The 25,429-nt window shown below is 66.3% G+C and carries 28 protein-coding genes and 1 pseudogene; 13 read left to right on the top strand and 16 right to left on the bottom strand.

Annotated elements, in window-relative coordinates:
• Positions 1–159: 159 nt before the first annotated feature.
• Positions 160–1,734 (bottom strand): long-chain-fatty-acid--CoA ligase, encoded by a 1,575-nt coding sequence (locus AAHM41_RS25675; RefSeq protein ID WP_342239445.1) that lies wholly within the window; start codon positions 1,732–1,734, stop codon positions 160–162.
• A gap of 345 nt (positions 1,735–2,079) precedes the next feature.
• Positions 2,080–2,781: pseudogene (locus AAHM41_RS25670) on the bottom strand (IS6 family transposase).
• Positions 2,782–2,860: 79 nt separating this feature from the next.
• Between AAHM41_RS25670 and AAHM41_RS25665 the strand changes: the two are divergent.
• From AAHM41_RS25665 to AAHM41_RS25650, 4 genes are all read left to right on the top strand, one after another.
• Positions 2,861–3,553 carry an amino acid kinase family protein gene (locus AAHM41_RS25665; RefSeq protein ID WP_342239444.1) on the top strand — a complete coding sequence of 231 codons (693 nt, stop codon included), beginning with the start codon at positions 2,861–2,863 and terminating at the stop codon, positions 3,551–3,553.
• A 134-nt stretch (positions 3,554–3,687) separates the two neighbouring features.
• The gene (locus AAHM41_RS25660; protein WP_342239443.1) at positions 3,688–4,143 is read left to right on the top strand and encodes a universal stress protein; all 456 of its coding nucleotides are present in this window, start codon (positions 3,688–3,690) and stop codon (positions 4,141–4,143) included.
• Positions 4,144–4,218: 75 nt separating this feature from the next.
• Positions 4,219–4,464, top strand: coding sequence for a DUF2934 domain-containing protein (locus AAHM41_RS25655; protein ID WP_342239442.1), 246 nt, complete (start codon positions 4,219–4,221; stop codon positions 4,462–4,464).
• Positions 4,465–4,575: 111 nt separating this feature from the next.
• Positions 4,576–5,064: a CDP-archaeol synthase gene (locus AAHM41_RS25650; RefSeq protein ID WP_342239441.1), complete on the top strand. Its 489-nt coding sequence runs from the start codon at positions 4,576–4,578 to the stop codon at positions 5,062–5,064.
• Here the strand turns inward: AAHM41_RS25650 and AAHM41_RS25645 are convergent.
• The 9 genes from AAHM41_RS25645 to AAHM41_RS25605 form a co-directional block, all read right to left on the bottom strand.
• Positions 5,058–6,014: a metallophosphoesterase gene (locus AAHM41_RS25645; RefSeq protein ID WP_342239440.1), complete on the bottom strand. Its 957-nt coding sequence runs from the start codon at positions 6,012–6,014 to the stop codon at positions 5,058–5,060. The genes AAHM41_RS25650 and AAHM41_RS25645 overlap by 7 nt on opposite strands.
• Positions 6,015–6,110: 96 nt before the next feature.
• A complete protein-coding gene (locus tag AAHM41_RS25640; RefSeq protein WP_342239439.1) occupies positions 6,111–6,890 on the bottom strand; it encodes a universal stress protein in 780 nt (259 codons plus the stop codon).
• 117 nt (positions 6,891–7,007) lie between these two features.
• A complete protein-coding gene (locus AAHM41_RS25635) occupies positions 7,008–7,658 on the bottom strand; it encodes a BON domain-containing protein (RefSeq protein ID WP_342239438.1) in 651 nt (216 codons plus the stop codon).
• 188 nt (positions 7,659–7,846) lie between these two features.
• Positions 7,847–8,065, bottom strand: coding sequence for a ChaB family protein (locus AAHM41_RS25630; protein WP_342239437.1), 219 nt, complete (start codon positions 8,063–8,065; stop codon positions 7,847–7,849).
• Between the two features lie 79 nt (positions 8,066–8,144).
• Positions 8,145–9,197, bottom strand: coding sequence for a CHAD domain-containing protein (locus AAHM41_RS25625; protein WP_342239436.1), 1,053 nt, complete (start codon positions 9,195–9,197; stop codon positions 8,145–8,147).
• Positions 9,182–9,727 (bottom strand): hypothetical protein, encoded by a 546-nt coding sequence (locus AAHM41_RS25620; RefSeq protein ID WP_342239435.1) that lies wholly within the window; start codon positions 9,725–9,727, stop codon positions 9,182–9,184. The genes AAHM41_RS25625 and AAHM41_RS25620 overlap by 16 nt, the downstream gene beginning before the upstream one ends.
• 186 nt (positions 9,728–9,913) lie before the next feature.
• The gene (locus tag AAHM41_RS25615; protein ID WP_342239434.1) at positions 9,914–10,366 is read right to left on the bottom strand and encodes a thioredoxin family protein; all 453 of its coding nucleotides are present in this window, start codon (positions 10,364–10,366) and stop codon (positions 9,914–9,916) included.
• Between the two features lie 21 nt (positions 10,367–10,387).
• Positions 10,388–11,059 (bottom strand): sigma factor-like helix-turn-helix DNA-binding protein, encoded by a 672-nt coding sequence (locus tag AAHM41_RS25610; protein WP_342239433.1) that lies wholly within the window; start codon positions 11,057–11,059, stop codon positions 10,388–10,390.
• A gap of 37 nt (positions 11,060–11,096) precedes the next feature.
• Positions 11,097–11,759: a BON domain-containing protein gene (locus AAHM41_RS25605; RefSeq protein WP_342239432.1), complete on the bottom strand. Its 663-nt coding sequence runs from the start codon at positions 11,757–11,759 to the stop codon at positions 11,097–11,099.
• 158 nt (positions 11,760–11,917) lie between these two features.
• Here AAHM41_RS25605 and AAHM41_RS25600 point away from each other — a divergent pair, with 158 nt between their 5' ends.
• The 5 genes from AAHM41_RS25600 (at position 11,918) to AAHM41_RS25580 (ending at position 16,841) form a co-directional block, all read left to right on the top strand.
• Entirely contained in the window at positions 11,918–12,973 is a 1,056-nt protein-coding gene (locus AAHM41_RS25600) for a hypothetical protein (RefSeq protein ID WP_342239431.1), read from the top strand.
• A gap of 16 nt (positions 12,974–12,989) precedes the next feature.
• Entirely contained in the window at positions 12,990–13,979 is a 990-nt protein-coding gene (locus tag AAHM41_RS25595; RefSeq protein ID WP_342239430.1) for a ribose-phosphate diphosphokinase, read from the top strand.
• A gap of 284 nt (positions 13,980–14,263) precedes the next feature.
• On the top strand, positions 14,264–14,704 hold the full coding sequence (locus AAHM41_RS25590; RefSeq protein ID WP_342239429.1) for a YbhB/YbcL family Raf kinase inhibitor-like protein: 441 nt from the start codon (positions 14,264–14,266) through the stop codon (positions 14,702–14,704).
• Positions 14,705–14,907: 203 nt separating this feature from the next.
• Positions 14,908–15,132, top strand: a complete 225-nt coding sequence (locus AAHM41_RS25585; protein WP_342239428.1) for a hypothetical protein — start codon at positions 14,908–14,910, stop codon at positions 15,130–15,132.
• A 365-nt stretch (positions 15,133–15,497) separates the two neighbouring features.
• Complete coding sequence (locus AAHM41_RS25580; protein WP_342239427.1) at positions 15,498–16,841, top strand: nicotinate phosphoribosyltransferase; 1,344 nt, start codon at positions 15,498–15,500, stop codon at positions 16,839–16,841.
• A gap of 21 nt (positions 16,842–16,862) precedes the next feature.
• On the opposite strand, the gene AAHM41_RS25575 is transcribed toward AAHM41_RS25580, so the two are convergent.
• Positions 16,863–17,678, bottom strand: coding sequence for a universal stress protein (locus AAHM41_RS25575; RefSeq protein ID WP_342239426.1), 816 nt, complete (start codon positions 17,676–17,678; stop codon positions 16,863–16,865).
• Between the two features lie 228 nt (positions 17,679–17,906).
• Between AAHM41_RS25575 and AAHM41_RS25570 the strand changes: the two genes are divergently transcribed.
• The 3 genes from AAHM41_RS25570 to AAHM41_RS25560 all read left to right on the top strand — a co-directional run bounded on the left by AAHM41_RS25570 (position 17,907) and on the right by AAHM41_RS25560 (position 19,870).
• The gene (locus tag AAHM41_RS25570; protein WP_342239425.1) at positions 17,907–18,797 is read left to right on the top strand and encodes an RMD1 family protein; all 891 of its coding nucleotides are present in this window, start codon (positions 17,907–17,909) and stop codon (positions 18,795–18,797) included.
• A gap of 116 nt (positions 18,798–18,913) precedes the next feature.
• A complete protein-coding gene (locus tag AAHM41_RS25565) occupies positions 18,914–19,354 on the top strand; it encodes a Spy/CpxP family protein refolding chaperone (protein WP_342239424.1) in 441 nt (146 codons plus the stop codon).
• Positions 19,355–19,432: 78 nt separating this feature from the next.
• Positions 19,433–19,870: a universal stress protein gene (locus AAHM41_RS25560; protein ID WP_342239423.1), complete on the top strand. Its 438-nt coding sequence runs from the start codon at positions 19,433–19,435 to the stop codon at positions 19,868–19,870.
• Between the two features lie 198 nt (positions 19,871–20,068).
• Here AAHM41_RS25560 and AAHM41_RS25555 read toward each other — a convergent pair whose 3' ends face one another.
• The 4 genes from AAHM41_RS25555 to AAHM41_RS25540 all read right to left on the bottom strand — a co-directional run bounded on the left by AAHM41_RS25555 (position 20,069) and on the right by AAHM41_RS25540 (position 24,520).
• Positions 20,069–20,521, bottom strand: a complete 453-nt coding sequence (locus AAHM41_RS25555; protein WP_342239422.1) for a hypothetical protein — start codon at positions 20,519–20,521, stop codon at positions 20,069–20,071.
• A gap of 65 nt (positions 20,522–20,586) precedes the next feature.
• Positions 20,587–21,261, bottom strand: coding sequence for a phosphoribosyltransferase (locus tag AAHM41_RS25550; RefSeq protein WP_342239421.1), 675 nt, complete (start codon positions 21,259–21,261; stop codon positions 20,587–20,589).
• Positions 21,262–21,342: 81 nt separating this feature from the next.
• Positions 21,343–23,424, bottom strand: coding sequence for an NAD(+) synthase (locus AAHM41_RS25545; protein ID WP_342239420.1), 2,082 nt, complete (start codon positions 23,422–23,424; stop codon positions 21,343–21,345).
• Positions 23,425–23,566: 142 nt separating this feature from the next.
• Positions 23,567–24,520, bottom strand: coding sequence for a 1-phosphofructokinase family hexose kinase (locus AAHM41_RS25540; protein ID WP_342239419.1), 954 nt, complete (start codon positions 24,518–24,520; stop codon positions 23,567–23,569).
• Positions 24,521–24,903: 383 nt separating this feature from the next.
• Between AAHM41_RS25540 and AAHM41_RS25535 the strand changes: the two genes are divergently transcribed.
• The gene (locus tag AAHM41_RS25535) at positions 24,904–25,197 is read left to right on the top strand and encodes a hypothetical protein (RefSeq protein WP_342239418.1); all 294 of its coding nucleotides are present in this window, start codon (positions 24,904–24,906) and stop codon (positions 25,195–25,197) included.
• Positions 25,198–25,429: the final 232 nt, after the last annotated feature.

Below are 25,429 nucleotides of genomic sequence, written 5' to 3'. Positions count from 1 at the left end.
GAGGGGTGACGACCTGGCGCCGATTCACAATCGCGACGCTGCAATCGCCTTCATCGAGGCGCTCTTTGCCAGGTCTTGTCGAGAGGTGCTGCAGGTATGTTCTTTATATCAGAAGAAAATGTAGATAGAATGTCGGAATATTCTAATATTGTCGAGAGTCTATCTAGATTCAAGTTCTGCCTTGAGGATTTTTCCCATAGGTGACTTCGGGAGATCTTCCCGAAAGATGATCTCGCGCGGCACGGACATGGGGGGCAACTGCCCGGCAAGGTGCCTTCTCAGAGCTTCGGCGGTGACATCCGCCCCGCGACGAAGGACGACGAACGCCTTCGCAACGTGTCCCCGTGCTTCATCGGCGACACCGATGACAGCAGCTTCTGACACGGCTGAATGGGTCAGCAGGATCTCCTCCACGGCCCTCGGATAGACCTTGTAACCACTCACAACGATCACGTCCTTGAGACGATCGCTAAAGTAGAGATAGCCATCCTCGTCCATGCGACCCACATCGCCGGTGTGGAGGCGATCGCCCAGGAGGGTAGCCGTCGTCGCATCCGGCTGATTCCAGTAGCCAAGCATGACCTGGGGGCCAGTGACGCAGATCTCTCCGAGCGTGTTGGGAGGGAGGGCAGTGACCCCGTCCTTGGTCGAGATGATCTCGACCAGCGTTCCCGGCAGCGGCAAGCCGCACGACCCGGGCTTCGCCGCGCCTTCCAGCGGATTGCCACAGGTGACCACGGGGCTGCATTCAGAGAGCCCATAGCCTTCTGCCAGGGGGCAGCCGATCGACTTCTCGAACTTCCGTTGCACCGCAATGGGCAAAGCGTCTCCGCCGGAGACCCCTAGCTTCAGAGAGGACAAATCATACCGAGAGAGCTTGGAGTACTCGTTCATTGCGCGGAACAAGGCAGGTACGCCGACAATCATCGTTACGCGACGCCGCTCTAATGCGCTGAGAAACTCTCGGATCTTGAAGCGCGGTAACAGCACCATCTCGCCACCTATCGATATGGCCAGATTCATGATTGCGGTCATTCCGAAGCAATGGGCGAACGGCAGTACAGCAATGATCCTTTGCGGGCCCAAGATGCTTCTCGTCAGCCATAGTTTTATTTGTTCACAATTAACAAGGAGATTTCTGTGAGATAGCATGACGGCTTTGGGGGTGCCGGTTGTGCCGCCAGTATACTGAAGAACAGCGACGCTCTGGGAATCTACGGGAGTAGTCTCTTCCGGTTCGTCGGCGTCAAGGAGATCCTGGAATCGGATGTGGCTGTTGTCGATCGGAGTCGAAACAAGATTACGCCAATTCCAGAGACGGAACTGAGCGCGTTTCAGTGCAGGCAGTTCATAGTCCAAAGAGACGACCACGAGACGCTTTACGCTTGCTTCGTGCAGCGCTCGCGCTGCCTTTTCATACAGCGGCGCAAGATCGAGCGTGACAACGATCTCTGCGCGAGAGTCCACCATTTGCCGGATGAACTGTCCTGTCCCAATCATTGGATTGCAGTTAACGATCGTTCCGCCAGCCTTGAGTACAGCGAAGAAGGTGATGACGAATTGCGGGGAATTGGGTAGCAGCAAGGCGACCCTGGTGCCCACCCCCACTCCGATCCGCCGCAGCCCGTTCGAGACAAGCTTTACCCTCCGCGCGACCTCCGCGTATGTGATCTGCTGCCCCAGAAAATCGACGCAGATGTCGTTGGGATGGCGGGCGGCTGCGGTGTCGAGCAACGCATCTAGGCGTCCCGGCTCCAGCGGCGTGTCCCACCTCAGATTGGCGGGATAGCTGCGCTCCCAGGAGTGGGGGCGACGGGGCTGGGGGAATTCGGTTCCCTGTGGCATATGACTATGAGCGCCAGGTGCTCCCGCTTTCCGAGCGTAAGGGTGGATGTCAGCTCGCTGCCGCCTTGCTTTGGGGGTGCCCTCCATCGCCTCAAATTGCCCAGCGGCTGTCGGATAAGTGTAAAAACTATATATATCTGCTGAGGCATTTCGCCTTGATCTATGTCAAACACACTTCTGACGGCGTTGTCACGTTGTCGAGCGTGGCCGCTCTGAGACGAGCGTCCGCCAAGCTCAGGCCGCGACGCCAGCCGCATCCCGCCATGCCGCGAACGCTTCGGCGCGAAAGCGGCGGTACGTGCGGGCGATGGTGAGATGGCGGCAGACGTTGAAGGTGTTGTAGGTCGCGGCGTGCATCGACAGGAATCGCTGCGCCGAGGCCGCCGATTTGAACCGTTGCAGCTTGCGCTCCCGTCGCCGGACCGGGACGTGCGAGCTCTCGGCCCGGTTGTTCAGCCGCTTGGCTCGAAGATGGGGGATGCCGTCGAGCCGGAGATCACGAAGCGCCGCGCCGCAGGCCGGACACTTGTCGGTGACCCAGGCGGTTGGAGCGATGCCCTGCTTCCGGAGGAGCTTGCGCATCAGCCTACGGGCGGCAGCCGCGTCCCGCCTGGCCTGAACCAACACCTCGAGCACCTCAGCCTCGGCATCGACGGCGCGCCAGAGATACATCTGCTTGCCGCCGATCCGGACGAACATCTCGTCGAGGTGCCATCGCCGGTGCGGCACCGGCCGCTGCGCCCGAAGGCGCCGGGCGATCATCGGCCCGAACGCGCTCACTCATCGACGGATCGTCTCGCACGACACCTCGATGCCGCGCTCGGCGAGCAGGTCCTCTAGGTCGCGGTAGCTCAGGGTGAAGCGGAGATTCATTCAGACGGCGCGCTGGATCACGTCGGATGGAAAGCGGCAACCGGCATAGTCAGGCGGTGTCATGACGACCGCTACGCTCCTCACGGGCGCCACGCAAGGCCGCGAACGTGACAATCCCGTCCTGGGGGCGGAGAGCGAGGGCATGATCGGTTATCTGATCGAGCAGGAGCTCTCGAACCTCCTGCAGGGGAAGGCCATCGCGACCCTCCTGACCCAGACACGCGTCGATCCGAAGGATCCCGCTTTCAGCCGGCCGACCAAGCCGATCGGCCCGATCTACGACGAAGCCACGGCGCGCCGCATATCGGCGGCCCGGGGGTGGCGGATCGCCCGGGACGGCACGGCTTGGCGCCGGGTGGTGCCGTCGCCCGCGCCAATCGAGCTCCTGGAGGCCCGGGTGATCGCCCTGCTCGTGGACCGGGAGGTAGCGGTAATCTGCGCCGGCGGGGGCGGAATACCGGTCATCGAGCGGCCGGACGGCAGCCTGGCGGGGGTCGGGGCCGTTGTCGACAAGGACTTCGCCAGCGCTCTGCTGGCGCGCCAGCTGAAAGCGGAGCTGCTGCTGATGCTGACCGATGTCGATGCCGTCAATCTGGGATACGGCACGCCGGCGGCGCGCGCGATCCGGCGGGCGACCCCTTCCGACCTCGCCGCCGAGGACTTTCCCGCCGGATCGATGGGGCCGAAGATCGCGGCCGCGAAGGAGTTCGCGCTCGGCACGGGCCGCCCCGCCGCGATCGGCAGGCTCGATGACGCCCTTCAGATTGTTCGGGGGGAGCAGGTGACATGGATCGATGTCCCCGGTCCGGCAGAGGATCGGCCCCGAGAGAGGTGACGTCGAGCCGTGACTGGATGCCGCCAGGCGATGCGGTGGTTCCCGAGAACTCGCCTCCGATTGATCTGGATCAAAGCCGTTCTCCGCCGGCCGGTCATGAAATGAAACCATTGATCCATGAAAGGCCGAAGACCATGGACAAGCCTCTGATCCTGTGCGCGATCGACGGGTCGCGGTCCGCGCAGAAGGCTCTCGAATTCGCGGCGGATCTCGCCCGCGACAGGGCCGGCACGCTTTTGGTGATGCATATCCAGCGGACCCATGGCAGCAGTATGGTGTCGCCGGGCCTAGCGGGGTTCGAGCGCGTCGAGCATATCCGTGTCACCGAAGCCGACATGCTCCGTGGCGCGGCCGAGCGCATCGCCGAGCAGGGCGCACGGTTTGCCCGGGAGAGAGGTGTGCTGAGCGTCGAGGCCATGGTTGGAGAGGGAGATCCGGCTGGACGGATCGTCGAGGCGGCGAGGGACCGCCGCGCGGAGATCATCGTGATCGGCAGCCGCGGCCTGGGAGATCTGCAGGGCCTGCTGCTGGGAAGCGTGAGCCACAAGGTGGCCCATCTCGCGCCATGCACCTGCATCATCGTTCGATGATCGACTGGGCGATTCCTGCGTCGACGCTTCGGTCCCGTCCGGCCACAACGACACTCGAGAGGGTGGAGGAGGCAGATGAAGGCATTCGCGAGGCTGCGGCGGAGACTGGCCCGTCCCGGTGCGAGGACAGTGGGCCTCGGTACTTCGACCATCCCCGTTCCAGAGCTCGATCACGCGGGACGTCCGGGACGGCGTCCAGCCGAGGACGACGAGATCCGCCGGCACGCCTACGAGATCTGGGAACGAGAGGGCCGGCCGGAAGGGCGTGCCGACGAGCACTGGCGGCGAGCCGAGATGGACCTGCACCGCTGCCGGAGGTGAAATGCAGCTCGACCCTGAGATCGCAAAAGGCGGCATGCCTCAGGGCCGCAGCGCGCGAATGCGGGTGACGCGCCGGCGCCCTCATCTCCTTGAGTCCGGTCCTGGATCCTGATGGAGATCTGGCTGATCTTGCGGGCCCTGGCCCTTCTCGCGGCGGCAAATGGCGCGCCCGTCATCGCCAAGAGCATCTTCGGCCGGCGGTGCGCCTGGCCGCTGGACTTCGGCGCGCGCTTCGTCGACGGCCGGCCGCTGCTCGGGCCCGCGAAGACGATCCGTGGCATCCTCTTGGGCACGCTGGCCGCCGCCGTCGTGGCTGTGCCGCTCGGACTCGACTGGACGACGGGTGGGCTTGTCGGCATGGCGGCGATGGCCGGCGATCTTCTGTCGAGTTTCGTCAAGCGGCGCTTCGGCCTCCGGTCCAGTGACGAGGCCCCTGGGCTTGACCAGGTGCCGGAATCGCTCATTCCCCTGGTCGTGTGCCGGTCGCTCCTCGGACTCGATTTTGCGGAGATCCTGCTTGCCACCGGTCTGTTCTGGGCGGGTGAACTGGTTGTGTCGCACCTTCTCTACCGGTTGGGGCTGCGCGACCGCCCCTACTGAGCAGGACCGTGCTCAAGCCGGTGCAGGGTGATTTCCGGCGGGCAGTTGAATCTTACGGCGACAATGCTGGAGCCGGCGCCGGTGGAGGTATAGCCGGCCAAGCGTCCATAGCTCCAGAGTCCGGAGCCGAAGGCCCGTGGCAGCACGGAATCGAGCGTGATCGGAATCGATCCGGGAAAGCAGATCTGGCCGCCATGGGTGTGCCCGGCAAGAAGCAGATCGAAGCCGGCATGGGCCGCCTGGCGATAGATCTCCGGCGTGTGCGACAGCAGGATCGAGTACTGGTCGGGGGGAACGCTCTCGACGGCCTTTTCGATATTGTCGACCCTGAAGAAGTGTGCATCGTCGATGCCGCACAGATGAATGCTGTCTCCTCGCCGGGCGATGGTCTCCGCTTCGTTCAGGAGCATCCGGATGCCCATGTCCTCGAGTCCTGGGAGCATTCGGATGGTGTCGTGGTTGCCGAGGACGCCGTAGACCGGCCCGCGCAGATGCGCCCGCAACAGCGTCATGCCGTCGAGGGCCGCATCGAAGTCCCCAAAGGTCGCGGCACGATAGTCGCCCGTCAGGACGGCGATGTCGTAGCGGAGATCCCGCAGGAGATCGACGACGCGATCCATCGCGGGGCGATTCATGTCCACATGAGGGTCGCTGATCTGCAGGATGGTGAAGCCGTCGAAAGCCGGAGGCACCCGGGGCGACGCGATCCGAATATTCCGAAGCTGCACTTGCGCTGCGTTCCTGCGCCCCCGAGCGTAAAGGCCGGACAGCCAAAGGGCACTCCTGATGAGTGAATGGATCGAGTACCAGTTCTCGATGTGAAAGAAATTGAGGCCTTGGCCGAAGACCTGCGCCTCGTGGTCCTGTTCGATGCCGATGCGCTGTCGCGCATGCACGGCGCCAAGCCGCCGTTCCAATCGTCGGAGCAGGGTGCTGTTAATGGGCTGCATATCGGTCTCGACACCGGTCGCCGCAGTATATTGACGATTGCGGCACTGTCGAAGCCTCCGGCGTTATCGAGCCCGTCGCCAGTCCTGAATGCCAAGCTAGTGCGACATCAGGAGCGGCATCGAGACGTTGCGGATCAAATCCGCGCTAACGCCGCCGAACAGGCCCTCGAGCAACCGGGAATGGCCATAGGCGCCGGCGACGATGAGATCGGCCTCCTGCCGGTCGAGGCATGAGAACAGCGCGTCGACCGGCGAGCTGTCGCCCATGTCGGGCCAGGTGAAGAGTTCCGCCTCGACGCCGTGCTGCCAGAGATGGTCGGCCATGAGGTGGGGGGCTGAGTCCAACCGGTCGGCGGGCGGCGCGAACTCGAACAGCGTCACCTTTTCGGCTCGTGCCAGAAGGGGCAGCGCGTCGTGCGCGGCACGTGTCGCCTCGCGGCTGGGGATCCAGGCGAGGACGATGCTCCGGCCCACCGGTTTCGGCCGCCACTCGGGGGGCAGGATCAGGACGGGCACCCCGGCGGAGAGAAGGACCTCCTCAGGCACGGCCGGCAGGACGAGCCCGGCGTTCGATTCATGCCGCTGGGTGGCGATGACCAGGTCGGCGAAATGCGCGTACAGCGCCTTGCAGTTGCCGGTGGAGTGGTCCGCGACGCGGAATTCACCGTTGAGACGGGCATGGTCCAGCCGGGACAGGAACAGATCCTGCAGGCCGGTCGCCTGGTCCTTCCATCGGCCCTCGAAGGCCGCGGGCGTGCTGACGTCGACGCCGATCACTCGGGCGCCATGCTGCCGGGCGAGGGTGATCGCCAGGTCCAGGCGGCCCGGGGTGTCGCTCGTTGCGTCGAGGAACACCAGGATGTCCTTGTAGGGCATGCGACCCTCCATGATCCAGCCGGACGCGGTGGCTCCACACCGCCCGGATGGATTGGTCAGGATCGTGCCGGATGTTTGGAGTGACCGGCACGATCCGGCGGTATTGGCCCCGGCTGTTCAGCCGATGGCGAGATGGTCATCGACTTCTGTGACGCCTTGCACCGACCAGGCAGCACGTTCCGCCGCATCGCGCTCGTGCCAGCTGTGCACCCGGCCGTCGAGCACGACCTTGCTGTCGCTGACAACATGGACCCGGATCCCGCCGGCCTCGATCTCGGCGCTCCGCTTCAGGGCGTTCTCGATCCGGCTCTTCACGTCGGACGCCCGGACCCGCGCCTCGATCTCAATCAGGTTGGTCACGCCGACGACGCCCGACAGCTTCCGCACTGCCTGCTCGGCCGCCACCTTCTGAAACTGCCAGTCGACCTTGCCGGTGAGCGTGATCCAGCCCGACTGGACCTTCACCTTCACCACCTCATTCGGGATCGTCGTGTCCCAGGTGATAATATTGACCGCCTGAGCCGCGATCTCGTCGTCGGCCTTCTTCTTTCCGACCGGGGTGCGCACCTCGATCTCTTGGGCGATACCACGCACGCCCTTGACTCGCTGGGCGACCCGCTCGGCCGCGAACTTCTCGGCGTAGCTGGCTACATGGCCGGTCAGAGTGATGATCCCGTTCTCGGCAGCGACACCGATGTTGGCGGCATCCACGCTCGGCTCGAACTCGAGCTCGTCGATCACGCGCTGCCGCAGGTCCAGGTCGTTCATGACGTCCTCCTCCAGAGCTGATAGCCGGACCGGACGAGCCGGTCATTGACATACAATGAGGCGATGAGGGTCGGCTGCCTTTGACTTGGGTCAAACAAGGTGGCGTTTCAGGCCCTCGCACACCATGGGGCAGCGCTTCTGGGCCTGGCCATCGTCAATGACGGGATGGGCTCGTCCGCCCAGCTGCATCAGCGCTGCCGGGCCACCCAGAGGTCACCCTCCTTGCGGTAGAGGCGCTTGACCGCCGCCCAGGCGACCCGGTGGGCGCTCCGCTCGCGTTGTTCAGCACCCCGGGCGGCATATTCTGACCAGGCGCTGTTGAAAGCCCCGCGATAGATCTCCTGCGCATGCTGCGGCAGGCGAGAGCGAACGGGCCATGGAAGATCATCGATGGAGGGATACGGCATGGCCGGCCTCCGCGCACGGTTTCAGGCCCGGTATGCCGGTTCGCCATGGTCCCTTCGCAGGCGCCCCTGCATCGGGCCGTTACCGGCGTGATCCGGGTATTGCTTCCGTACGGAACCTCCGCCACGCCGACCTCATCTCCCGATCGACATCGGGTCGGCAGCGGGCCAGCCAGCCAAGGACGGCACCGATGGCCTGACGTGGCGTTACCGCGAGAGGGTCGTTCGAAAGCGGCGTGAGCAGCCTGGCTGTGGCGCTGATGTCGCTGTCTCGGCCCAGCGCATCCTGAAGGCGCGTCAGGCTGCGCACATAGCGCTCAGCCGCCTTGTGGCGGTCGAGAGCCGGCAAGAGGAGATCCGCGGCATAGCGAAGCCTCTTGGCCGCGAGACGAAGCCGATGGCGTTCCTCCGGTGACAAGCGGGCGAAGTGACGTCCACGCCGCAGAACTCTCGCGTGCTGCCGCGTCAGAGCCGCGCGTGCGAAGGCTCCAACTGGAGTGGAAAGCGCCGCCGATCGTTCTTGATCCGCGCCGTCACGCCACCCGAGCTGAGCGATCCACGACGCGAGTTCCAGTCGGAATCGCCTGCATCTGCGGTTGACGAGCAGCTTCCGGACGCGGTCATAGGATCGCGCCCGGCACGCCTCGGCGATGTCCCTGAGCTCCTTGAAACCCTTCACTCCCGGACAGCCCTGCTCGACCTCCGTGAGCGTCTCGGACAGGAACACGTCCCAGGCCCTGGCATCGCCGAGACCCGACGCCAGCCCCTTCGCCTCGCCGCGGAACGCGTCAATCTCATCCGAAAGTGCGAGGCTGCCGAGGAGCGCCAGGGATCCGCGGAGCCGTCGCAGCGCGACGCGTAGTTGATGGACCCCCTCCGGATCCTCGCCGCTTTCGGCCAGCGGACAGCTGGCGAGAACCCGCTCAAGATCGCACCGCAGGATGGTAGCGAAAGCATTGTCGACGGATACGTTTCCGTCCTCAATCGGGTGGACCTTGTTCGCGATCGGGGGAAGGCCTGCCGCCGCAAGTATAGACTCAGCCCGGCTCCCCAATTGGGCGGCATCCCGGACGGGTGACGATGACAGCGGATGCTCGACCAGAGTTTCTGGCGATTCCGTCATGGGATTGCCCATGGATCCAGAGCGCGATCCCGCCACCGGCGATAGGCGTCGCCATACTCGCAATCCGGGCTCGTCTCATTGCCGAAGCGATCGCGGAACGGATTGATCACGCGATGGCCGCGATGGTCGAAGCCGTCGGTGACGGCGGCAACGCCTTGCGTTTCGGCGATCGCATCGTTCCGCAGGCCCCGCAGGAATGCAATGGCGCCGAGGCTGTCGAGCCCCAGCCATTCCTCAGAGCCGCAAGGTCTGAGACCCAGGCGACGCGGCGCGCGCCAGCGGCCATGAATATCGAAGACCAGCGGCGCGGTGGCGTCGTCCGGTCCGGGCGGCCGAGCCATCACCCGAAGCTCGAGCCGATCGGAGAAGCAGCCGCGCAACTCCATCCGGTCTGGCCCGACGATGCTCGGCGACAATCCCAGCCGCCGAAGGCGGTGCAAGGTGTACGGAAGCGGGAGTGACGCCTGAGGCCGGTTGTTCCGACGCCGGACCTCGGGTGCCGGATCGCTGCGGGCAGCGGGACGATGCGCGTGGCCGTGCATGGGCGCCTCCGGAGGATGGACCTTTCGCGACTTGGCCGATGGGTCGGGTCCGCCAAGCCGAGACCGACAAATCCTGCCCTCGGATCGAGCGGCTGCCGTTGACGCAGATCAAGTTTCGGAGGACGTCTTTGAATAGGGCGCGGCACGAACGAGTCGGCGCGCCCTATTCCAGCTGGAGCACCGATCTCAACGGTTCGGCAGATGCTGCGCGGCCCACTGCCGCAGAGCGTTTCCCGACAGGCCGCCCGCATGCCGTGCGTGCTCGCGGCCAGCATGGAACAGCACGAGCGTCGGGACGGCCTGAATGCCGTGCTGCGCTGCTAGCCGCGGCTGCGCGTCGACATCGACCTTGCCGAGGCGAAGGCGCGGCTCCAGTTCTCGCGCCAGTGCGGCAAAGGCCGGTGCCACGGCGCGGCAGGGCCCGCACCACGGAGCCCAGAAGTCGACCAGCAGCGGTAAATCCGACGAGCCGGCATGCCGGCCGAAACGGGCCTCGTCGAGGACGATCGGGGTGCCGGTGAAGAGCGGGCTTCGGCAGCGGCCGCAACGGCTGCGCTCGCCCCGACGGTCCGTCGGCAGTCTGTTGAGACTGTCGCACTGCGGACAGGGAATGACGACCATCCCGCCAGTCGACGTCATCGGTCTGTCCTGTCCGCCGGCTCAACCGAGGAGATCACGACGCGGCGCCGGATCAGGCTCGACATTCCGGCCGGCATGAGCCGTGACACCCATGGCCGGCCCCGCCGGCCATCCGAAGGCTGCGGGATAGTTCGTGGCATCCGGCGTCAGCGGCCCCGCCATCTCCATCGGCGCCACCGTCGCGGCGAAGGGCCAGCCGATGCTATGGTCGGAAGGTCGATACGGCGCAGCCCTTGGCGTGTCACCGCCGATGGGGAGGAGCACAGGCGCCTTGGCACTCGGACCGGCGCGGTCCTGCCGCGCGATGGCCGCGCGTCCGCGGTCGAAGAGCTCGACCGCTTCGTCGCGGCTCAAGGCGAGTGATCGCGCGGTCTCCGCGAGCGAGAAGCCCTCGAGCAGTGTCAGAAGCAGGACCTGTCGCTCGGCCGCGGGCAGCATGGCGATGCCGTGGCGGACGGCCTGGCCGGGCTTGCTCTCTCCGCCGTCGCCGGCGACGGCTTCGGCGGCGGCCCAAAACTCATTGAGAAGGGACAGCATCCTCGGATGCGGATCGACGCCGAACCGTTCGGCATCAGTGGCGGCGACGTCCAGGCAGGCCTGGACGAGCGCATCGCCGCGTCCGACCGATCCGGTGAGATTGTGGGCGTACCGGCGCAGCCGCGGCACCAGCGATGCGAAGCGTTCGGGGATCATGGGGGGCCTGCTCCTTGCAGCAGCGGCGTCACGGCGGTCAGGGCTGGATTTCGATCCGGTTCTCGACGTCGATCACGCCGGGCACCGACCAGGCGGCGATCTCGGCGGAATTGCGCTCGAACCCGGCACGGACCCTGCCCGACAAGGAGATCTTGCCGTCCGAGGCAGCGACCACGATGTTGGATGCATCGAGATCGGCGCTGCGCTTCAGAGCCGATTCGATCTCTTGGCGGACTTCTGCAACCGACGCCATGCGGTGCGCCGGATTGACCCGGATGGCATTGATGACGGCGAGCACCCCCTTCAGCGCCTCAACGGCGTGCTCTGCCTCGCGCTTGTGGCATTGCCAGTCGAGATCGCCGGTGAGGCGGACCACGCCGTGCTCGACGGTGACGCGAACCCGGCCGGTGGGGAGGGTGCTGTGCCACTCGAGGGCGGCGACCGCGCGTTTCCCGATCTCCTCGTCGGAGATCTTTTCGTCGCCCGACAGGCGGACTGCGATCTCCTGCACCACGGCCTTGACGCCTTCCACCCTCTGGGCCGCCGCGGCAGCGGCGAGCTTCTGGGCGTAGTTCGAGACGCGGCCCGAAAGCGTGACGATGCCGTCCCTGACCGCGACACCGATCTCCGCCGCGTCGATGCTCGGCTCGTAGTCGAGCTCCTCGAGGACCAGGCGCTGCAGGCTCTTGTCCGGATCCATGGGCTTCCTCCGCACATGCAATGGCAACAGGCTAGGCCGCACGGTGCCAACGGGCTTTGACCTGGATCAAACCGGGCCATGGCGGAGACCGATACTGTGGCCACGACGTTTCCGCCGCGAAGTGGATCCGTCGAAGCCGGCAGCTGCGGGAGCACGGAATGATGGCCTCAGCCGGAGACATGGACACGGGAAGCGTCCTCCTGGCCGAAAAAGTCACGGCCTTGAGCGATCCGGCCGCCTATCCCGAGTTCACGGCGGCCGTCACGGCCGTGGAGACCCACTTCTCGTGGGTCTTTCTCACCGACGGCTTCGCCTACAAGCTCAAGAAGCCGCTGAGGACCGAAGACATGGACTTCACCAGCCTGGCCGGCCGGACCAGGAACTGCGAACGCGAGGTCTATCTCAACCGCAGGCTGGCGCCCGATGTCTATCTCGGCGTCGTGGACCTCATGGCGACAGAGGACGGCCGACTTCGCCTGTTCGGCTCCGGACGGGTGGTCGACAGGCTCGTCCGGATGCGCCGCCTTGCAGAGGACGACTGCCTCGAGATCCGCCTGAAGCGGGGGCTGGTCGCATCTGAGGATGTAGCGCGGCTCGCCCGCGGCCTCGCCGGGTTCCTGACGTCGCAGCCTCCCCTAGGGCCGGTGTCGCCGGTCGGTCTTCGCCACGAGATCAACACGTCCCTGCTGGATCTCGCGGTCGCCTGCGACGGATGCTTCGAGCAGGCCGTCCGCAGGGTCACGGCGCGTCTTCTCGCCTTTCTCGAATATCGCTCCGATATGCCGGGGCGTGATCGTCTCGTCGATGGCCATGGCGATCTACGGCCCGAGCATGTCTTTCTCGGGCCTCCGCTCCGGATCATCGATTGCCTGGAGTTCTCTGACGCCCTACGCCGGAGGGATCCAGTCGACGAGCTAGCCGCGCTCGGGATGGAGTGCGAGCGGCTCGGGGGGGCCTGGATCGGCCCGGTGCTCCTCGAGGCCTACGGCAAGGCGGCGGGGGTTTTCCCGCCCGCCGGTCTGTGCGCCTTCTACCGGGGCCTGAGGGCGCTGGTGCGCGCCCGTATCGCGGTCCGTCACCTGATGGAGGAGCCGATCCGCGCTCCCGAGCGATGGCCGCGACAGGCTGCCGAATATCTTCGCCTGGCCGATCGGGCGGCGGCGGAGCTGACTGTGCCGTCGGGCCGTCGGCCGAGCTCGTCTGCGGCGCTCTGATCCCAGGGAGGCTGCCATGGCTGCTGAAGACACCCCGGTCCTGTTCGCGCTCTCGGAAACCCGTTCCTATGGCGAGCGCGTCGCGCATCGGCTCGGGGTTCCGCTAACGTTGCATGAGGAGCGCGGCTTCGAAGACGGCGAACACAAGACGCGCCCGCTGGCCGACGTCCATGGCCGCTCGGTGTTCGTCATCCAGTCACTTCATGGCGACGCCGGGCAGAGCGTCAACGACAAGCTGTGCCGGCTCCTGTTCTTCGTCGGCGCGATCCAGGACGCCGGCGCCGCCCAGACGACCGTCGTAGCCCCCTATCTCTGCTACGCCCGCAAGGACCGGAAGACTCAATCTCAGGATCCGACCACGACGCGCTATGTGGCCCAGATGTTGGAGGCATGCGGGGCCGATGTCGTGGTCACGCTCGACGTGCACAACATCGCAGCATTCCAAAACGCGTTCCGCCGTCCAACCATGCATCTCGAAGCCTGGCCGCTCTTCGTCGACCATTTCGTCCCGCTTGTGGGCGACGCGCCGGTCGTGGTGGTATCACCGGATATCGGCGGGACCAAGCGCGCCGAGCAGTTCCGCCGTGGCCTGGCCCGAGCGCTGGGCCGGGAACCGGGTTTCGCCGTCCAGGAGAAACATCGGGGCGGCGGCGTGGTCGCGGGCGACCTCTTTATCGGCGACGTCGCGGGCCGTACCGTGATCGTGATCGATGATCTGGTGAGCACCGGCGGGACGCTTCGCCGGGCCGCCGAGCGCTGCCGAGCGGGTGGCGCTTCGGCGGTCTTCGTCGCCGTGACGCACGGCCTCCTGATCGGGGAGGGGGCGGCGGCACTGCTCTCGGATCCGGCGTTCGACCGCATCGTGATCACCGATACGGTCGAGCCGCGATGCGGCCGGCCGGCGGGATCGAAGCTCGAATGCATCGAAACCGGCGGCCTCGTCGCCGATGCGATCCGGACGATTCTGGGAAGCCGGCGCGCATCGGGCTCCTGGTTGCCCGCCTGAGTCCGATGGCTCCAGTGTCGGGCCAGCCGTCGAAGAGCATTGGCTTGACCTGGATCAAAGTGGTGGCCGCCGGCCCCCGATATCTTTAGCAACACGGCATGGCGGAATCTCGCCGGACTGTCCGGGAGCGCGGCACGAACTCCCGCCCGACGGCGGCGCATCCGCCGTGGCGCGCCGGGGTGGGTGCATGCGATCGAGACTCGACGCGCTTCCACTAGCGCCGTCGATCCTCTCGCCGCCGGCCCGAGCCGGCACTGGAGGTTCCTATGCAGATAAGCTCGCCCTTGTTCCACGACGGCGCCGAGATGCCTCGCGAATGCGGTCTCGACGGAGGAAATCGCTCGCCGGCCCTGGCCTGGCGTGACGCGCCGCCCGAGACCCGAAGCTTCGCGGTCGTGTGTGAGGATCCGGACGCCTCCGGACACGCATGGCGCCACTGGGCGGTCTACGACATCCCGCGCGAGCAGGTGGCCCTGGCGGAAGGCCTGCCCGAGGTCAACGCCGTGCGCGGCGTCCGTCAGGCGGTGAACGATTTCGGCCGCCCCGGCTATGGCGGGCCGTGCCCGCCCCGGGGGCACGGCACCCATCACTATCATTTCCGCCTGTTTGCGCTTCCGGTCGAGCGACTCAAGCTGTCGCGCGAGCCGAGTTGTCGGGACGTTGAGCGGGCCGCCCGCCGTCTCGCCATCGCCGAGGCGGATCTGGTCGGGCTGTACTGGCGATGAAGACTACGGTCGCAAAGAGGGCGCCGGTGGCCCTGCACCGTTGCGGAACAGCGAAATCGTGGACAGGTTCGATGACATCGCGACCATGCTCGATCTCGCGGGCGCGAACCAGTTCCGGATCCGGGCCTACCGCAACGCAGCCCTGGTTCACGCAGTATTTCGAGGTCGCGGAGGTTCGGGCCTCGGGGACGACGCGAGCGACCGTGCTTCTCCGCTCGGGGCTGCAGGTCGATTTCAGGGTCGTGGCCGAGAGCAGCTTCGGCGCCGCTCTGCATTATTTCACCGGGTCGAAGGCCCACAACATTGCGATCCGCCTGAGGGGACGGGAGCAAAGTCTCAAGATCAACGAATACGGCGTGTTCGAGGGTGACCGGCGGATTGGCGACGAGCCGGGGCCGAGGTTTTCGCCGCCGTGGGCGTGCCCATGATCAAGCCCGGGCTGCGTGAGAATCTCGGGGAGATCGCCGCGAACGCGGCGCATCCGAAGTGATTGAAGGAGGTTCGATTTGTCCCAGACCTGTCATTTGGCCTATGTGGTGGAACCGAGACGCGATGGATGGATCGTGGTGTTCGGGCGGGAGGATTTCGGCCACTTCGAGACCCGTCGCGAGGCGCTCCGCTCGGCGGGGCACGACGCCAGCTTCTGCCGCTCCCTCGGCCATGATGTCGAGCTTCACGCCCGGCGGCGGGATGGCCGGCTTCGCCGCATCCATGTCCCTTCCTGGGACTCGGTGTGCGAGGCTTCGGGCCGTGCATCGGGCGCGCACGGTCCCGCCTGATCTGGGAGGCATCGATGGCCACGTCGGAGAGCCCGCTTCTCCTGGATCTCTACCAATTCACCATGATGGCCGCCTATCTCGAGCACGAGATGACGGCCCCGGCGGTGTTCGAGTTCTTTGTCCGCAAGCTGCCGGCCCGGCGCGGCTTCCTGATGGCCGCGGGACTGGAGCAGGTCCTCGACTATCTCGAAGGGCTGCGCTTCGGCGAGGACGACCTTCGATATCTGGCGCAGACCAACCGGTTCTCTGCCGGGTTCCTCGACTATCTCGCCGGCTTCCGGTTTTCCGGCGACGTCGACGCCATGCCTGAGGGCGCCATCTTCTTCCCAGACGAGCCGGTGATCTGCGTGACGGCACCGCTTCCCGAAGCCCAGATGGTCGAGACTCGTCTGGTCAATCTGCTGCACTTCCAGACCATCGTGGCGTCCAAGGCCGCCCGCATGGTGCTCGCAGCACCTGGAAAGCGGCTGGTGGATTTCGGCCTGCGCCGCGCTCACGGCGCCGAGGCCGGGCTGCTCGCGGCGCGGGCCGCTTATCTCGCGGGCTTCACGGGCACCGCCACGCTGCTCGCCGAGCAGCGCTTCGGCGTTCCCGCCTTCGGCACCATGGCGCATTCCTTCATTCAGGCCCATGACGACGAGGCCTTGGCCTTTGAGCATTTCGCCCGGGCGCGCCCTCGCGACCTCGTCCTTCTCATCGACACCTACGACACAGAGCGGGGCGCGCGCCGTGTCGTCGAGTTGGCGCCGCGCTTGGCGCGGGACGGCATTGCCGTCCGCGGTGTCAGGATCGACAGCGGCGACCTCGCCGAGCATGCCCGGCGGGTGCGGGCGATCCTCGACGCCGGCGGGCTCTCCGGCGTGCAGATCTTCGCCAGCGGCGGACTGGATGAGGACGACCTTTCGGCCTTCACGGCCCGGGCGGTGCCGATCGACGCCTACGGGATCGGCACCAGCCTGACGACCTCGTCCGATGCCCCCGCCCTCGATTGTGCCTACAAGCTGCAGGAGTATGACGGAACGCCTCGCCGGAAGCGCTCGGAAGGGAAGGCGACCTGGCCCGGCCGAAAGCAGGTCTGGCGACGGTACGATGCTGAGGGCGTCATCGCGGGTGACGTCGTCGCGCTGGAGGCCGAGCAGGTGAATGGCCGATCCTTGCTGCAACCGGTCATGCGCGGCGGACGGCGGCTGCCGGGTATGCCGACGCTAGCCGAAGCACGGCAGCGTGCGGCCGGAGAGCTGGCCACCCTGCCCGCCGCACTCCGGCACTTGGGGACGGCGGCGCCCGCCGTCAGGATCAGTGATGGACTGTGCAGATTGGCCGAAGCCTGCGATCGACGGGATCCGCTCCCGAAGTGATGAGGGAGCGGATCCGCCTGATCAATGCGACATCAACACCGGCACGGTCATGGAGCGCAGGAGCGACCGAGTGACGCCGCCAAAGATCATCTCCTGGAACCGGGCATGGCCGTAGCACCCCATGACCAGCAGGTCTCCGCCGCGATCCGCGATGAAGTTCAGGATCTCTGCCGGGACGTCCGGGTCTGGAGCCTCGCGGACGACGACATCAGCGCGAACACCGTGGCTTGCAAGGTGGCGCGCAATGTCCATGCCCGGGACCTGATCGCGCTTGGGTGGTGTCACGGCCAGCACACTGACCTTCCGCGCCCCCTGTAGCAGCGGCATCGCGTCAGCGACGGCGCGTGCGACCTCGCGGCTCGCGTTCCAGGCGACGACGATGTGCTCGCACGGCACCGCGGTCACTCCTGTGCATGGGATGACCAGGACCGGCCGTCCGCTCGTGAGGGTCAATTCGGGGGCGAGCGCCAAGAGCGACGGTTCCCAATGCGGATCGCTCTGGTCGACGACGATCGCATCCGCATAGCGGCCATGGACCGCGAGCACGGTGACCATTTCGCCCCGGCTCGATCTCCATTCGGAATGACCCGTATAGCCGAACCGCTCAACGGTCTGCTCGAACCGCCGCTTCGCGCCCGCTATTTCCTCGTCGTTGGCGCGCTCCAAGGCTTCGATTGCTGACGCGGGAAGGGTGTGCAGACCGTAACCCGTCCACACGGCCGGTCGGATGGCGAGCCCGATGAGCCGGGCTTCCTGGCGGCGAGCGAAGTCGATCGCAGCGGCCAGGGCGGGGGTTTCGTCGCTGCCGACGTGTACCAGCACATCGCGATAAGGCATCTTCTCAACTCCTCAGATCGGAGGTGGAGACAGGCGGGCGGGGTGCCGGCCGTCTCCGCATGGCCCACCATCGGAACTTCGCGGTCGCGATTCCTTGATCGGGATCAAATGGGGCCTGATGAGCGGGGCGGCGCCGTGCCGGGACTGCTATGCCTCTTTGATCTGGCGCAAGGCGGCTCCGCCCTCCCTCGTATAGCGGAAAGGCAGATATGGCGAAGGAGAGGGAAGATGCCGGGCCGGAAGACAGCGCAGGCGGGACTGCTGGACGATCGCCCTGGCGTTCGAATGGCAACCGACCCGTCGGCGACGTCCGATGAACTCCTTCCCAACGATCATCCAGGGAGTGAGATCCAGGTGCGGACGCTCCTGCTCGGCGAGCGGCTCGACACTCGCGCGCTCAGGCTTGTGGAAGAGACCGCGCGGCTCCTGCCGATGACGGTCCGGGTCGGGGGCGGTTGGGTCGTGCTGTTCCGCTATGGCGTGATCGTCTCCTTCGGCCTGTCGCAGCCAGCCGAGCGTGCGCTTCTCGTTTCCCTTGCGCCCGCGGTCAGCGAAGCCCTGCCGGCGCCGGAATGCGAAGTGGTCCAGATCCAGGTGAATCGTGCGGGCGAGGAGACGGTCGATGCTGCCGGCACCATCGTCCTGCAGCAACCTTCCCTGGATCGGCTGCGGGCGATCGCAGAGATCCTGGCTCGAAACGCGCTCCTGTCGCACCACGAAGCGAGCATCGCGCAGCTGTTCGATCGAATCGAGCCGCTTGCGATCGCGCTGCGCCGCGACGGCAGGATCGGCTGGCGCGACCGGGACTTGCTGCGCCAGATCGGCGATGTGCTGTTCACCCAGCACAAGATGGTCGGCCGGGCCGAGGCGATGGAAAAGCCCGAGCTGCTCTGGGAGTATCCCGAGCTTGAGCGGCTCTATGCCCGGCTCGAAGCGGAATATGAGCTTCGCGACCGCGCCCGGGCGCTCGACGCCAAGCTCGACCTCCTGTCGCGCAGCTGTGAGACGCTGATCGGCTTGGTCCAGGCCCGGCGCAGCCTGCGCGTCGAATGGTATGTGGTTCTCCTGATCGTGGCCGAGCTGTGCCTGTCGATCTTCGCCTTGTTGCAGGCGGGCTAGGCCGGACGGCGGCGAAGCCGTCTTGATCCAGGTCAAGGAAGACGTCGGGCCTGGGTGGAACAGTGGCCCGGCGCGTCCTTGCGAGATGGGACGGGCAAATCGCCGGAGAAGCCTCCATGTCGATCGAGCATATTGTCCGAGTTCTGGGGGCGGCGGTTATCTCGGTGACGACTGTGCTGGGCAGCGCGTCGGTTGCCGTCGGATCCACCGCCGCTCCGGGTGTCCGCGCGGAAATCGCCCGAGACGCTTATGATCAGGCGGCATGCGGCTACTGGGTGGGCGACGGCGCCGCCCGGGACCTGGCCCGGATCGAGGAAACCGTCAGGCCGACGGAGGGTCAGCGCGGATCCTTCCATGCGTTCAGAGTGGCTGTGCAGCAGGCACAGGAGACGATGCGGGCGGCCTGCCGGGCCGGTCCGTCGGACGAAACGGAGGTGGTGCCCAGAGAGATCGAGGCAATGCTCCTGGCATTCGCGATCATCTGTCCTGCCTTCGACGCCCTCTACGCCCAACTGACAGATTATCAGAAGACCCGTCTCTACGAGGCCATGGAATGAGGCGGCGAGGACAGAGACCAGCCAGGTCCGAGGAGCCGCCGGACGGAGCGGGCCGAATCCCGCAGATCGGAGGCAGACATGTTCGAGCACATTCTCATCCCGACCGACGGATCGCCGCTGGCCGAGCGCGCCGTCGATCGCGGCCTTCGCCTAGCTGCAGCTTTCCGCGCCAGCGCCACTCTGGTGACGGTTTTCGAGCCTTTCCATGTGTTCAGCCTCAGACCTGCCCAGCTGTCGATGACCGAGGCCGGCTACGACGCCGCGATGAGGCAGCGCGGGCATGAGCTTTTGACCGGCGGTATGACCCTGGCGCGGGAGCTGGGCGTGCCCTGCGAGCCGGTCGTTGTCGAAGATGAGCAGCCGTATAGCGCCATCATCGATGTCGCCACAAAGCGGCACTGCGACCTGATCGCCATGGCGTCTCACGGGCGGCGCGGGGTCTCCGCACTGGTGCTCGGCAGCGAGACCCAGAAGGTGCTGACACACTCCGAGATCCCGGTTCTCGTGTTCCGCTGATCTGTCACCGCCTGGAGGCGCTTGCCATCATCACGGCCCTTTCAAATGAATGAGTGCCGTCAAGGGTCAGCGATGGAGTTGCGGCTTCTGCTCGGGCCGATTGAGTTGGTAATTCGTTGGAGGAACGTGTCGTTGATGCCGAGACGACCCAGAGATGTGAGGTTCCCGGCTGGACCAGTTCGAGATCGTATGGGTCCGTCACCGATCCGACGGCCGTTGCCTGCCTCGCCTCAGCAGATAGGCCGCCAAAAGGAAGCCTGCGGCCAGTGCCGTGACCAGGAGTCCGAGCAGGCCGGTGGCGACGGCAAACCGGAACGGGCCTGCCGTCGTGATCCCGGCGTCAGGCAGAGGCTCGACGGGAGACGTCGCGCCGCCGACGGTCGCGTATGATCCTTTGAGGGCCAACAGCAGCACGGCGGCGAGAAGACCGATGCTGACGGCGGCGTTGATCAGGCACAACCATGCCCAGGCGTCCTGTTCCGTCTTCGCGCCGAAGGCGATCAACGCGGCGACGAGGCCGGCGATGGTCCAAGTCGCCCAGGCATACTTCCAACCACCGGCAAGGCCGGCCGCGATCGCGGAGTGGAACAACCCCGACAGGATCACGAGGATGAACCCCAGGGCACAAGCCGCGAGCAATCGCTGGCCCATCTGAGCCTCCTGAAATGCGATCGAGGCAAGCTTAAGCTTTCTGCCGGGCGGAGGATTGACGGAGATCAATTTCCCGCCGGATCGATCGCGGGCGAAGGCGCGGGGGAAAGGCGCCTGAGATGATCAATCACCTCCCGGTCCGTGACCTGGCTGAAATCCCTGTAGACTGCTCCGACAGCCCCATAAGGCTCGAGGTCCTCGAGGCAGACGACCTCATCGGCCAAGCCGTGGAAATCCGAGATCATAGCGAACGGGCCGGCCGGAACGGCCAACACGGACTGCTTCGGCCGTCGGCGCCGAAGCGCCTGCAGCGCCGCCCGGACCGTGGCCCCGGTGGCGATGCCGTCGTCGATCACGATTGCAACGCGTCCGGCAACGTCGATCGGCGAACGATCACCCAGATAGAGGCGCCGGCGCCGTTCATTCTCTTTGATCTCACGGCGGCAGAGCTCCTGGAACCGGCTCTCCGAAACCGCGGCATGACGGATGACAGGATCGTTGCGAACGATAATGGGCTTCGATCCGTCGACCACGGCTCCCATGGCCAGCTCCGGGTGGATCGGCACGCCGATCTTGCGGACCAGGATCAGATCCAGCGGTGCCTCGAGCGCGGCGGCCACCTCGGACGCCACGGGGACCCCTCCACGCGGCAGTGCCAGGATCACCGGCCGCAGCGCCTTATAGGGGGCGAGCGCGCGGGCGAGGCGACGCCCGGCATCCGATCGATCGATATAGGGCATCGGAGTTTCCTGCCATTTCCACCCGGCTTTCGAAGGTGACGAATACCTATCCTGCGCCGCCCGTATCATCCTTGAGCAGGATCAATCGGGGTCGATCGCCGTCCTCGGATCGGGGACGTTGCGGTGCAGTTCGTCCACCCAGATCCGGGCGCTGGCGTCGCTCGGCGCCCGCCAGTCGCCGCGCGGCGACAGCGATCCGCCCGACCCGATCTTCGGTCCGTTGGGCATGGCCGAGCGCTTGAATTGGCTCGACTGGAAGAACCGGACGAGAAACAACTCCAGCCACTTCAGGATCGTGGCCAGGTCGTATTCGCGGCGCTCGCCGGCCGACACCCAGCCGGGCCATTCTCCGGCACCGGCCTTCGCCCAGGCACATTCTGCCAGGAAGGCGACCTTGCTCGGCATGTAGCCGTACCGGCTGAGATAGTAGAGGTTGAAATCCTGCAGCTCGTACGGGCCAACGGTCTCTTCCGCAAGCTGTGCGGGGGCGTCCCCTCTTCCGGGCACCAGCTCCGGCGTGATCGGGGTGTCGAGAATCGACCGCAGCGCTTTCCGGGCGTCGTCGCCGAAGGCCCCGGTCTCCGCCGACCAGCGGACGAGGTGCCGGACCAGGGTCTTCGGGACCGAAGCGTTGACGGCATAGTGGGACATCTGATCGCCCACGCCGTAGGTCGTGTAGCCGAGCGCCAGCTCGGACAGATCGCTGGTGCCGACCACAAGGGCGCTGTGGAGATTGGCGAGCCGGAAGAGGTGGGAGGTGCGCTCCCCAGCCTGGACATTCTCGAAGGTGATGTCGTGAACCGGCTCGCCGCGGGCGAAGGGATGCTCGAGGTCCTTCAGCATCTGCAGCGCCGACGGATTGATGTCGATCTCAGCGGCGGTCACGCCAAGTGCCGCCATCAGCCTCCGGGCATTGTCCTGAGTCCTGCGGCTTGTCGCAAAGCCCGGCAGGCTGAAGCCCAGGATGTCGCGCCGAGGCAGGCCGAGCGCGTCGAAGGCTTTCGCCGTGACGAGCAGGGCCTGGGCGGAATCGAGCCCACCCGAGACACCGATTACCGCCTTGCCGATGCCAGTCGCCCGGAGCCGCTGGGCCAGTCCCTGGACCTGGATCTCGTAAGCCTCGCGACAGCGCTCGTCGCGCCGAGCCGGATCGGCGGGCACGAATGGGAAGCGGTCGACCCGCCGAATGGCCGGCACTTCACCCCTGGGCGGATCGAGGCGGAACGGGATCCGCCGCAGAGCCGCGAGGCGGGCGCGATGCGCCGCAGCGCAGTCGTTGAAGCTGGTCGTCCGAGTCCGCTCCTGGCGCAGGCGATCGAGATCGAGGTCGGCGAGAAGGAGCTGGGCGCCATCCGGGAAGCGCTTTCCCTCGGCCAGGAGCTCGGCGTTCTCGTAGATCAGTGCGTGCCCGTCCCAGGCAAGGTCCGTGGTCGACTCGCCGGGTCCGGCGGCGGAATAGAGATATGCCGCGATGCAGCGGCCGGATTGCGAGGCGCACAGGAGCCGGCGATAATCCGCCTTGCCGATCGTGGCGTTGCTGGCCGAGAGGTTCACCAGAACGGTGGCGCCGGCGAGCGCTGCATCGGTGCTAGGCGGAACCGGAACCCAGAGGTCTTCACAGATCTCGGCGTGGATCGCGAGGCCGTCATGGTCGGTGGCGGTGAAGAGGATGTCGCGACCGAACGGGATGTCTTCGCCGCTGATCCGGATGGTCCGGGTGACGGCGGCGTCGCCCGAGGTGAACTGCCGTCTCTCGTAGAACTCGCGATAGTTCGGCAGATACGTCTTCGGCACAACACCGAGGATCCTGCCGCGGTGCACGACGAGCGCGCAGTTGAAGAGCTTCGCCTCGTGCCGCAACGGAGCTCCAGCGATGATGACCGGGCCGAGTGCCCGGCTCGCCTCCACGAGCTCGGCCACGGCCAACTCAACCGCATCGAGGAGCGCGTCCTGAAGGAAAAGATCCTCGTTCGAGTAGGCCGACAGCCCGAGCTCGGGGAACACCGCGAGCGCGGCCTGATGCGTGCCCGCCTGGCGGACGAGATCGAGCGTTCGCCGCAGGTTCTCCGGCGGTGAGGCGATCGCAGGCTGCGGCGTACACACCGCGGCCCGCACGAAGCCGTGAGCGTAGATCGAGTGGAACGGCAGGTGGTCATCGGACATGGCGTCGTGTGGCCTTCGTATCGTCCTCGTCCCTCCGCCGGAGGAACCGTTCCCAAGATCGGCCGGAACGGCCCCGGCCGTCTTGATGCAGGTCAAGATCGGCGATGCGCTCGAGGCCTGTTTATCCGTCCGCCGATCGGCATCAGCCGGATGCCGGGCCGACATCCGATCCTGCCAGAGTCGAGTGGAGGCGGTCCGTCGTCTCTCGATCGCAGAGCGTGGTCCCAGGGGCGAGAAGGGTGGCCCCGGCGGCCGCCATCCCGTATCCGAAGGCCTCTTCGACAGGCCAGCCGCGGGCGATTGCCGTCAGCATTCCACCAACGAGGCTGTCTCCGGCGCCGACGGTGCCTCCCACCGCCACCTGCGCGGCCGGCCGGTGCTGAATGGTCCGGTCCGTCACCAGAATGGCGCCGGCCGCGCCCAGCGATACCACCACGATCTCGGCGGCGTGGCGGGCCACGAGTTCGCGGGAAAAAGCGACGGCCCCGTCATGAGAACGGAGCGGCCGGCCCGCAACAGATTCGAGCTCGCGCAGGCTTGGCTTGACCAGGTAGACGCCCTGGCGGAGCGCTGCAACGAGGGCTCCGCCCGAGGTATCGAGGACAAAGCCGGCGTGCCGTTGGGCCGCTATGCTGGCCGCGCGACCGTAGAAGTCTTCCGAGAGGCTCGGCGGCAGGCTACCGCTTCCGACCGCGAGCCCTCCCTCCGAGACGAGGCGAACGAAGCGCTCGAGGATCAGGCGAGCCTCTTGGTCCGAAATGGTCGGGCCGGGCAGCACGAACTGGTACTGCCGGCCGCTGGCCTTGTCACGGGCGATGAAGCTGAAGCGTGTTGAACCGGCGATCGGCACGGTCGCTCTCGGGACACACTCAGCCTCAAGGAGGGCGCTGACACGTTCGCCATAGGGACCTCCGACCGGGTAGAGGGCGATCGCATCTCCTCCCAGCCGCCGGATGACGCGTGCGACGTTGATGCCGCCGCCGCCCGGCTGCTCGACGCCCGGATCGCACCGCATCTTGTGCTGGTCCACCAGTTCGGCGACGGCGGTGGCGACGTCGAGCGCCGGATTCGGCGCCAGGCAAACGATTGACTTCATAAGGATCCTGTCTCGAAGGCGGGAACATACGACCACCGCGGCGGGGCCGCTCCCGCAGACGATATCCGCCGGTCCGCGATGCAGACTTGACGCGGATCAACCGAGCGGACCCGTCCACTGCAATCGGGCGGCAGCGACCCCCGACCGGGGGCGTCGGATACGTAGATCTCCGTACGGAGAAAACCGGATCATCGAGCGGCTCGTGAGCTCGTAGGATCGTCACGTGCCGATGCAAGGGGCGGACCGGCCGGTGGCTACTGCGGCGGCCGCATCGAATTGATCAATCCGCGAGTTGGAGTTCCGGCCGCAGCCTTGGAAGCGGCTGTGCGCAAGCCGGGACTGGTTTCCGATATTTGCTTTTCAGCAGCAGGGGGGGCAAGACGATGAGCAAGTCGGCAACGCTGGCGCAGAAGTGTTTGAAGCGGCTCGAGGAGCCGTTCGACGACTGGGAGGCGGAATGCTTCCGTCGCACCTGTGGCTTTCTGGAATTCGGGGTTGTCCGCGGCGCCGCGTCCAGCTGGAACGCCATGGCCCTTCCGCTGGGGCGTCGATCGGAGGCCTGTTCGGGGGAGCCGCCCGCAACGCCGATGACGGAGAAGGACGCAGATCGCCTGCGGCGCCGGCTCGTCCGCATGATCGAAACGCAGGGACGAGTGGATGAGCGGTCGGCCGACTAAGGGTGAACCTGACAGGCCGTCGCTTCATTGGGCGCTGGCGTGACGCATCGTCGCCTTGTGAAAGGCTGATTGCCTTCACGTCAGTCCCGACCAACTGATCTGGGCCGTATCGTCGTCAGGACCGCTTGCTGGGGGGAGCGATACGCCGTCACGGCGGAGCGACGGCGGCGATCGGCCTCGTCTCGTCCTTGGTTGCCGCTATCACCTTCTTGGCGATGGCGTCGAGGTCGCT

The organism is Inquilinus sp. OTU3971 (genome assembly GCF_038440215.1).
This window is presented reverse-complemented; position numbering and strand designations above follow the sequence as displayed.

Excerpts from the sequence above, each read along its gene's own strand:
- AAHM41_RS25555 (WP_342239422.1), bottom strand. The coding sequence starts at position 20,521 with ATGGGCCAGCGATTGCTCGCGGCTTGTGCCCTGGGGTTCATCCTCGTG.
- AAHM41_RS25665 (WP_342239444.1), top strand. The coding sequence starts at position 2,861 with ATGATCGGTTATCTGATCGAGCAGGAGCTCTCGAACCTCCTGCAGGGG.
- AAHM41_RS25595 (WP_342239430.1), top strand. The coding sequence starts at position 12,990 with ATGGCTGCTGAAGACACCCCGGTCCTGTTCGCGCTCTCGGAAACCCGT.
- AAHM41_RS25605 (WP_342239432.1), bottom strand. The coding sequence starts at position 11,759 with ATGGATCCGGACAAGAGCCTGCAGCGCCTGGTCCTCGAGGAGCTCGAC.
- AAHM41_RS25565 (WP_342239424.1), top strand. The coding sequence starts at position 18,914 with ATGTCGATCGAGCATATTGTCCGAGTTCTGGGGGCGGCGGTTATCTCG.
- AAHM41_RS25625 (WP_342239436.1), bottom strand. The coding sequence starts at position 9,197 with ATGGGCAATCCCATGACGGAATCGCCAGAAACTCTGGTCGAGCATCCG.
- AAHM41_RS25650 (WP_342239441.1), top strand. The coding sequence starts at position 4,576 with ATGGAGATCTGGCTGATCTTGCGGGCCCTGGCCCTTCTCGCGGCGGCA.
- AAHM41_RS25620 (WP_342239435.1), bottom strand. The coding sequence starts at position 9,727 with ATGCACGGCCACGCGCATCGTCCCGCTGCCCGCAGCGATCCGGCACCC.
- AAHM41_RS25645 (WP_342239440.1), bottom strand. The coding sequence starts at position 6,014 with ATGCAGCCCATTAACAGCACCCTGCTCCGACGATTGGAACGGCGGCTT.
- AAHM41_RS25660 (WP_342239443.1), top strand. The coding sequence starts at position 3,688 with ATGGACAAGCCTCTGATCCTGTGCGCGATCGACGGGTCGCGGTCCGCG.
- AAHM41_RS25560 (WP_342239423.1), top strand. The coding sequence starts at position 19,433 with ATGTTCGAGCACATTCTCATCCCGACCGACGGATCGCCGCTGGCCGAG.
- AAHM41_RS25630 (WP_342239437.1), bottom strand. The coding sequence starts at position 8,065 with ATGCCGTATCCCTCCATCGATGATCTTCCATGGCCCGTTCGCTCTCGC.
- AAHM41_RS25545 (WP_342239420.1), bottom strand. The coding sequence starts at position 23,424 with ATGTCCGATGACCACCTGCCGTTCCACTCGATCTACGCTCACGGCTTC.
- AAHM41_RS25635 (WP_342239438.1), bottom strand. The coding sequence starts at position 7,658 with ATGAACGACCTGGACCTGCGGCAGCGCGTGATCGACGAGCTCGAGTTC.
- AAHM41_RS25540 (WP_342239419.1), bottom strand. The coding sequence starts at position 24,520 with ATGAAGTCAATCGTTTGCCTGGCGCCGAATCCGGCGCTCGACGTCGCC.
- AAHM41_RS25610 (WP_342239433.1), bottom strand. The coding sequence starts at position 11,059 with ATGATCCCCGAACGCTTCGCATCGCTGGTGCCGCGGCTGCGCCGGTAC.
- AAHM41_RS25655 (WP_342239442.1), top strand. The coding sequence starts at position 4,219 with ATGAAGGCATTCGCGAGGCTGCGGCGGAGACTGGCCCGTCCCGGTGCG.
- AAHM41_RS25640 (WP_342239439.1), bottom strand. The coding sequence starts at position 6,890 with ATGCCCTACAAGGACATCCTGGTGTTCCTCGACGCAACGAGCGACACC.
- AAHM41_RS25580 (WP_342239427.1), top strand. The coding sequence starts at position 15,498 with ATGGCCACGTCGGAGAGCCCGCTTCTCCTGGATCTCTACCAATTCACC.
- AAHM41_RS25550 (WP_342239421.1), bottom strand. The coding sequence starts at position 21,261 with ATGCCCTATATCGATCGATCGGATGCCGGGCGTCGCCTCGCCCGCGCG.
- AAHM41_RS25575 (WP_342239426.1), bottom strand. The coding sequence starts at position 17,678 with ATGCCTTATCGCGATGTGCTGGTACACGTCGGCAGCGACGAAACCCCC.
- AAHM41_RS25535 (WP_342239418.1), top strand. The coding sequence starts at position 24,904 with ATGAGCAAGTCGGCAACGCTGGCGCAGAAGTGTTTGAAGCGGCTCGAG.
- AAHM41_RS25600 (WP_342239431.1), top strand. The coding sequence starts at position 11,918 with ATGATGGCCTCAGCCGGAGACATGGACACGGGAAGCGTCCTCCTGGCC.
- AAHM41_RS25615 (WP_342239434.1), bottom strand. The coding sequence starts at position 10,366 with ATGACGTCGACTGGCGGGATGGTCGTCATTCCCTGTCCGCAGTGCGAC.
- AAHM41_RS25570 (WP_342239425.1), top strand. The coding sequence starts at position 17,907 with ATGCCGGGCCGGAAGACAGCGCAGGCGGGACTGCTGGACGATCGCCCT.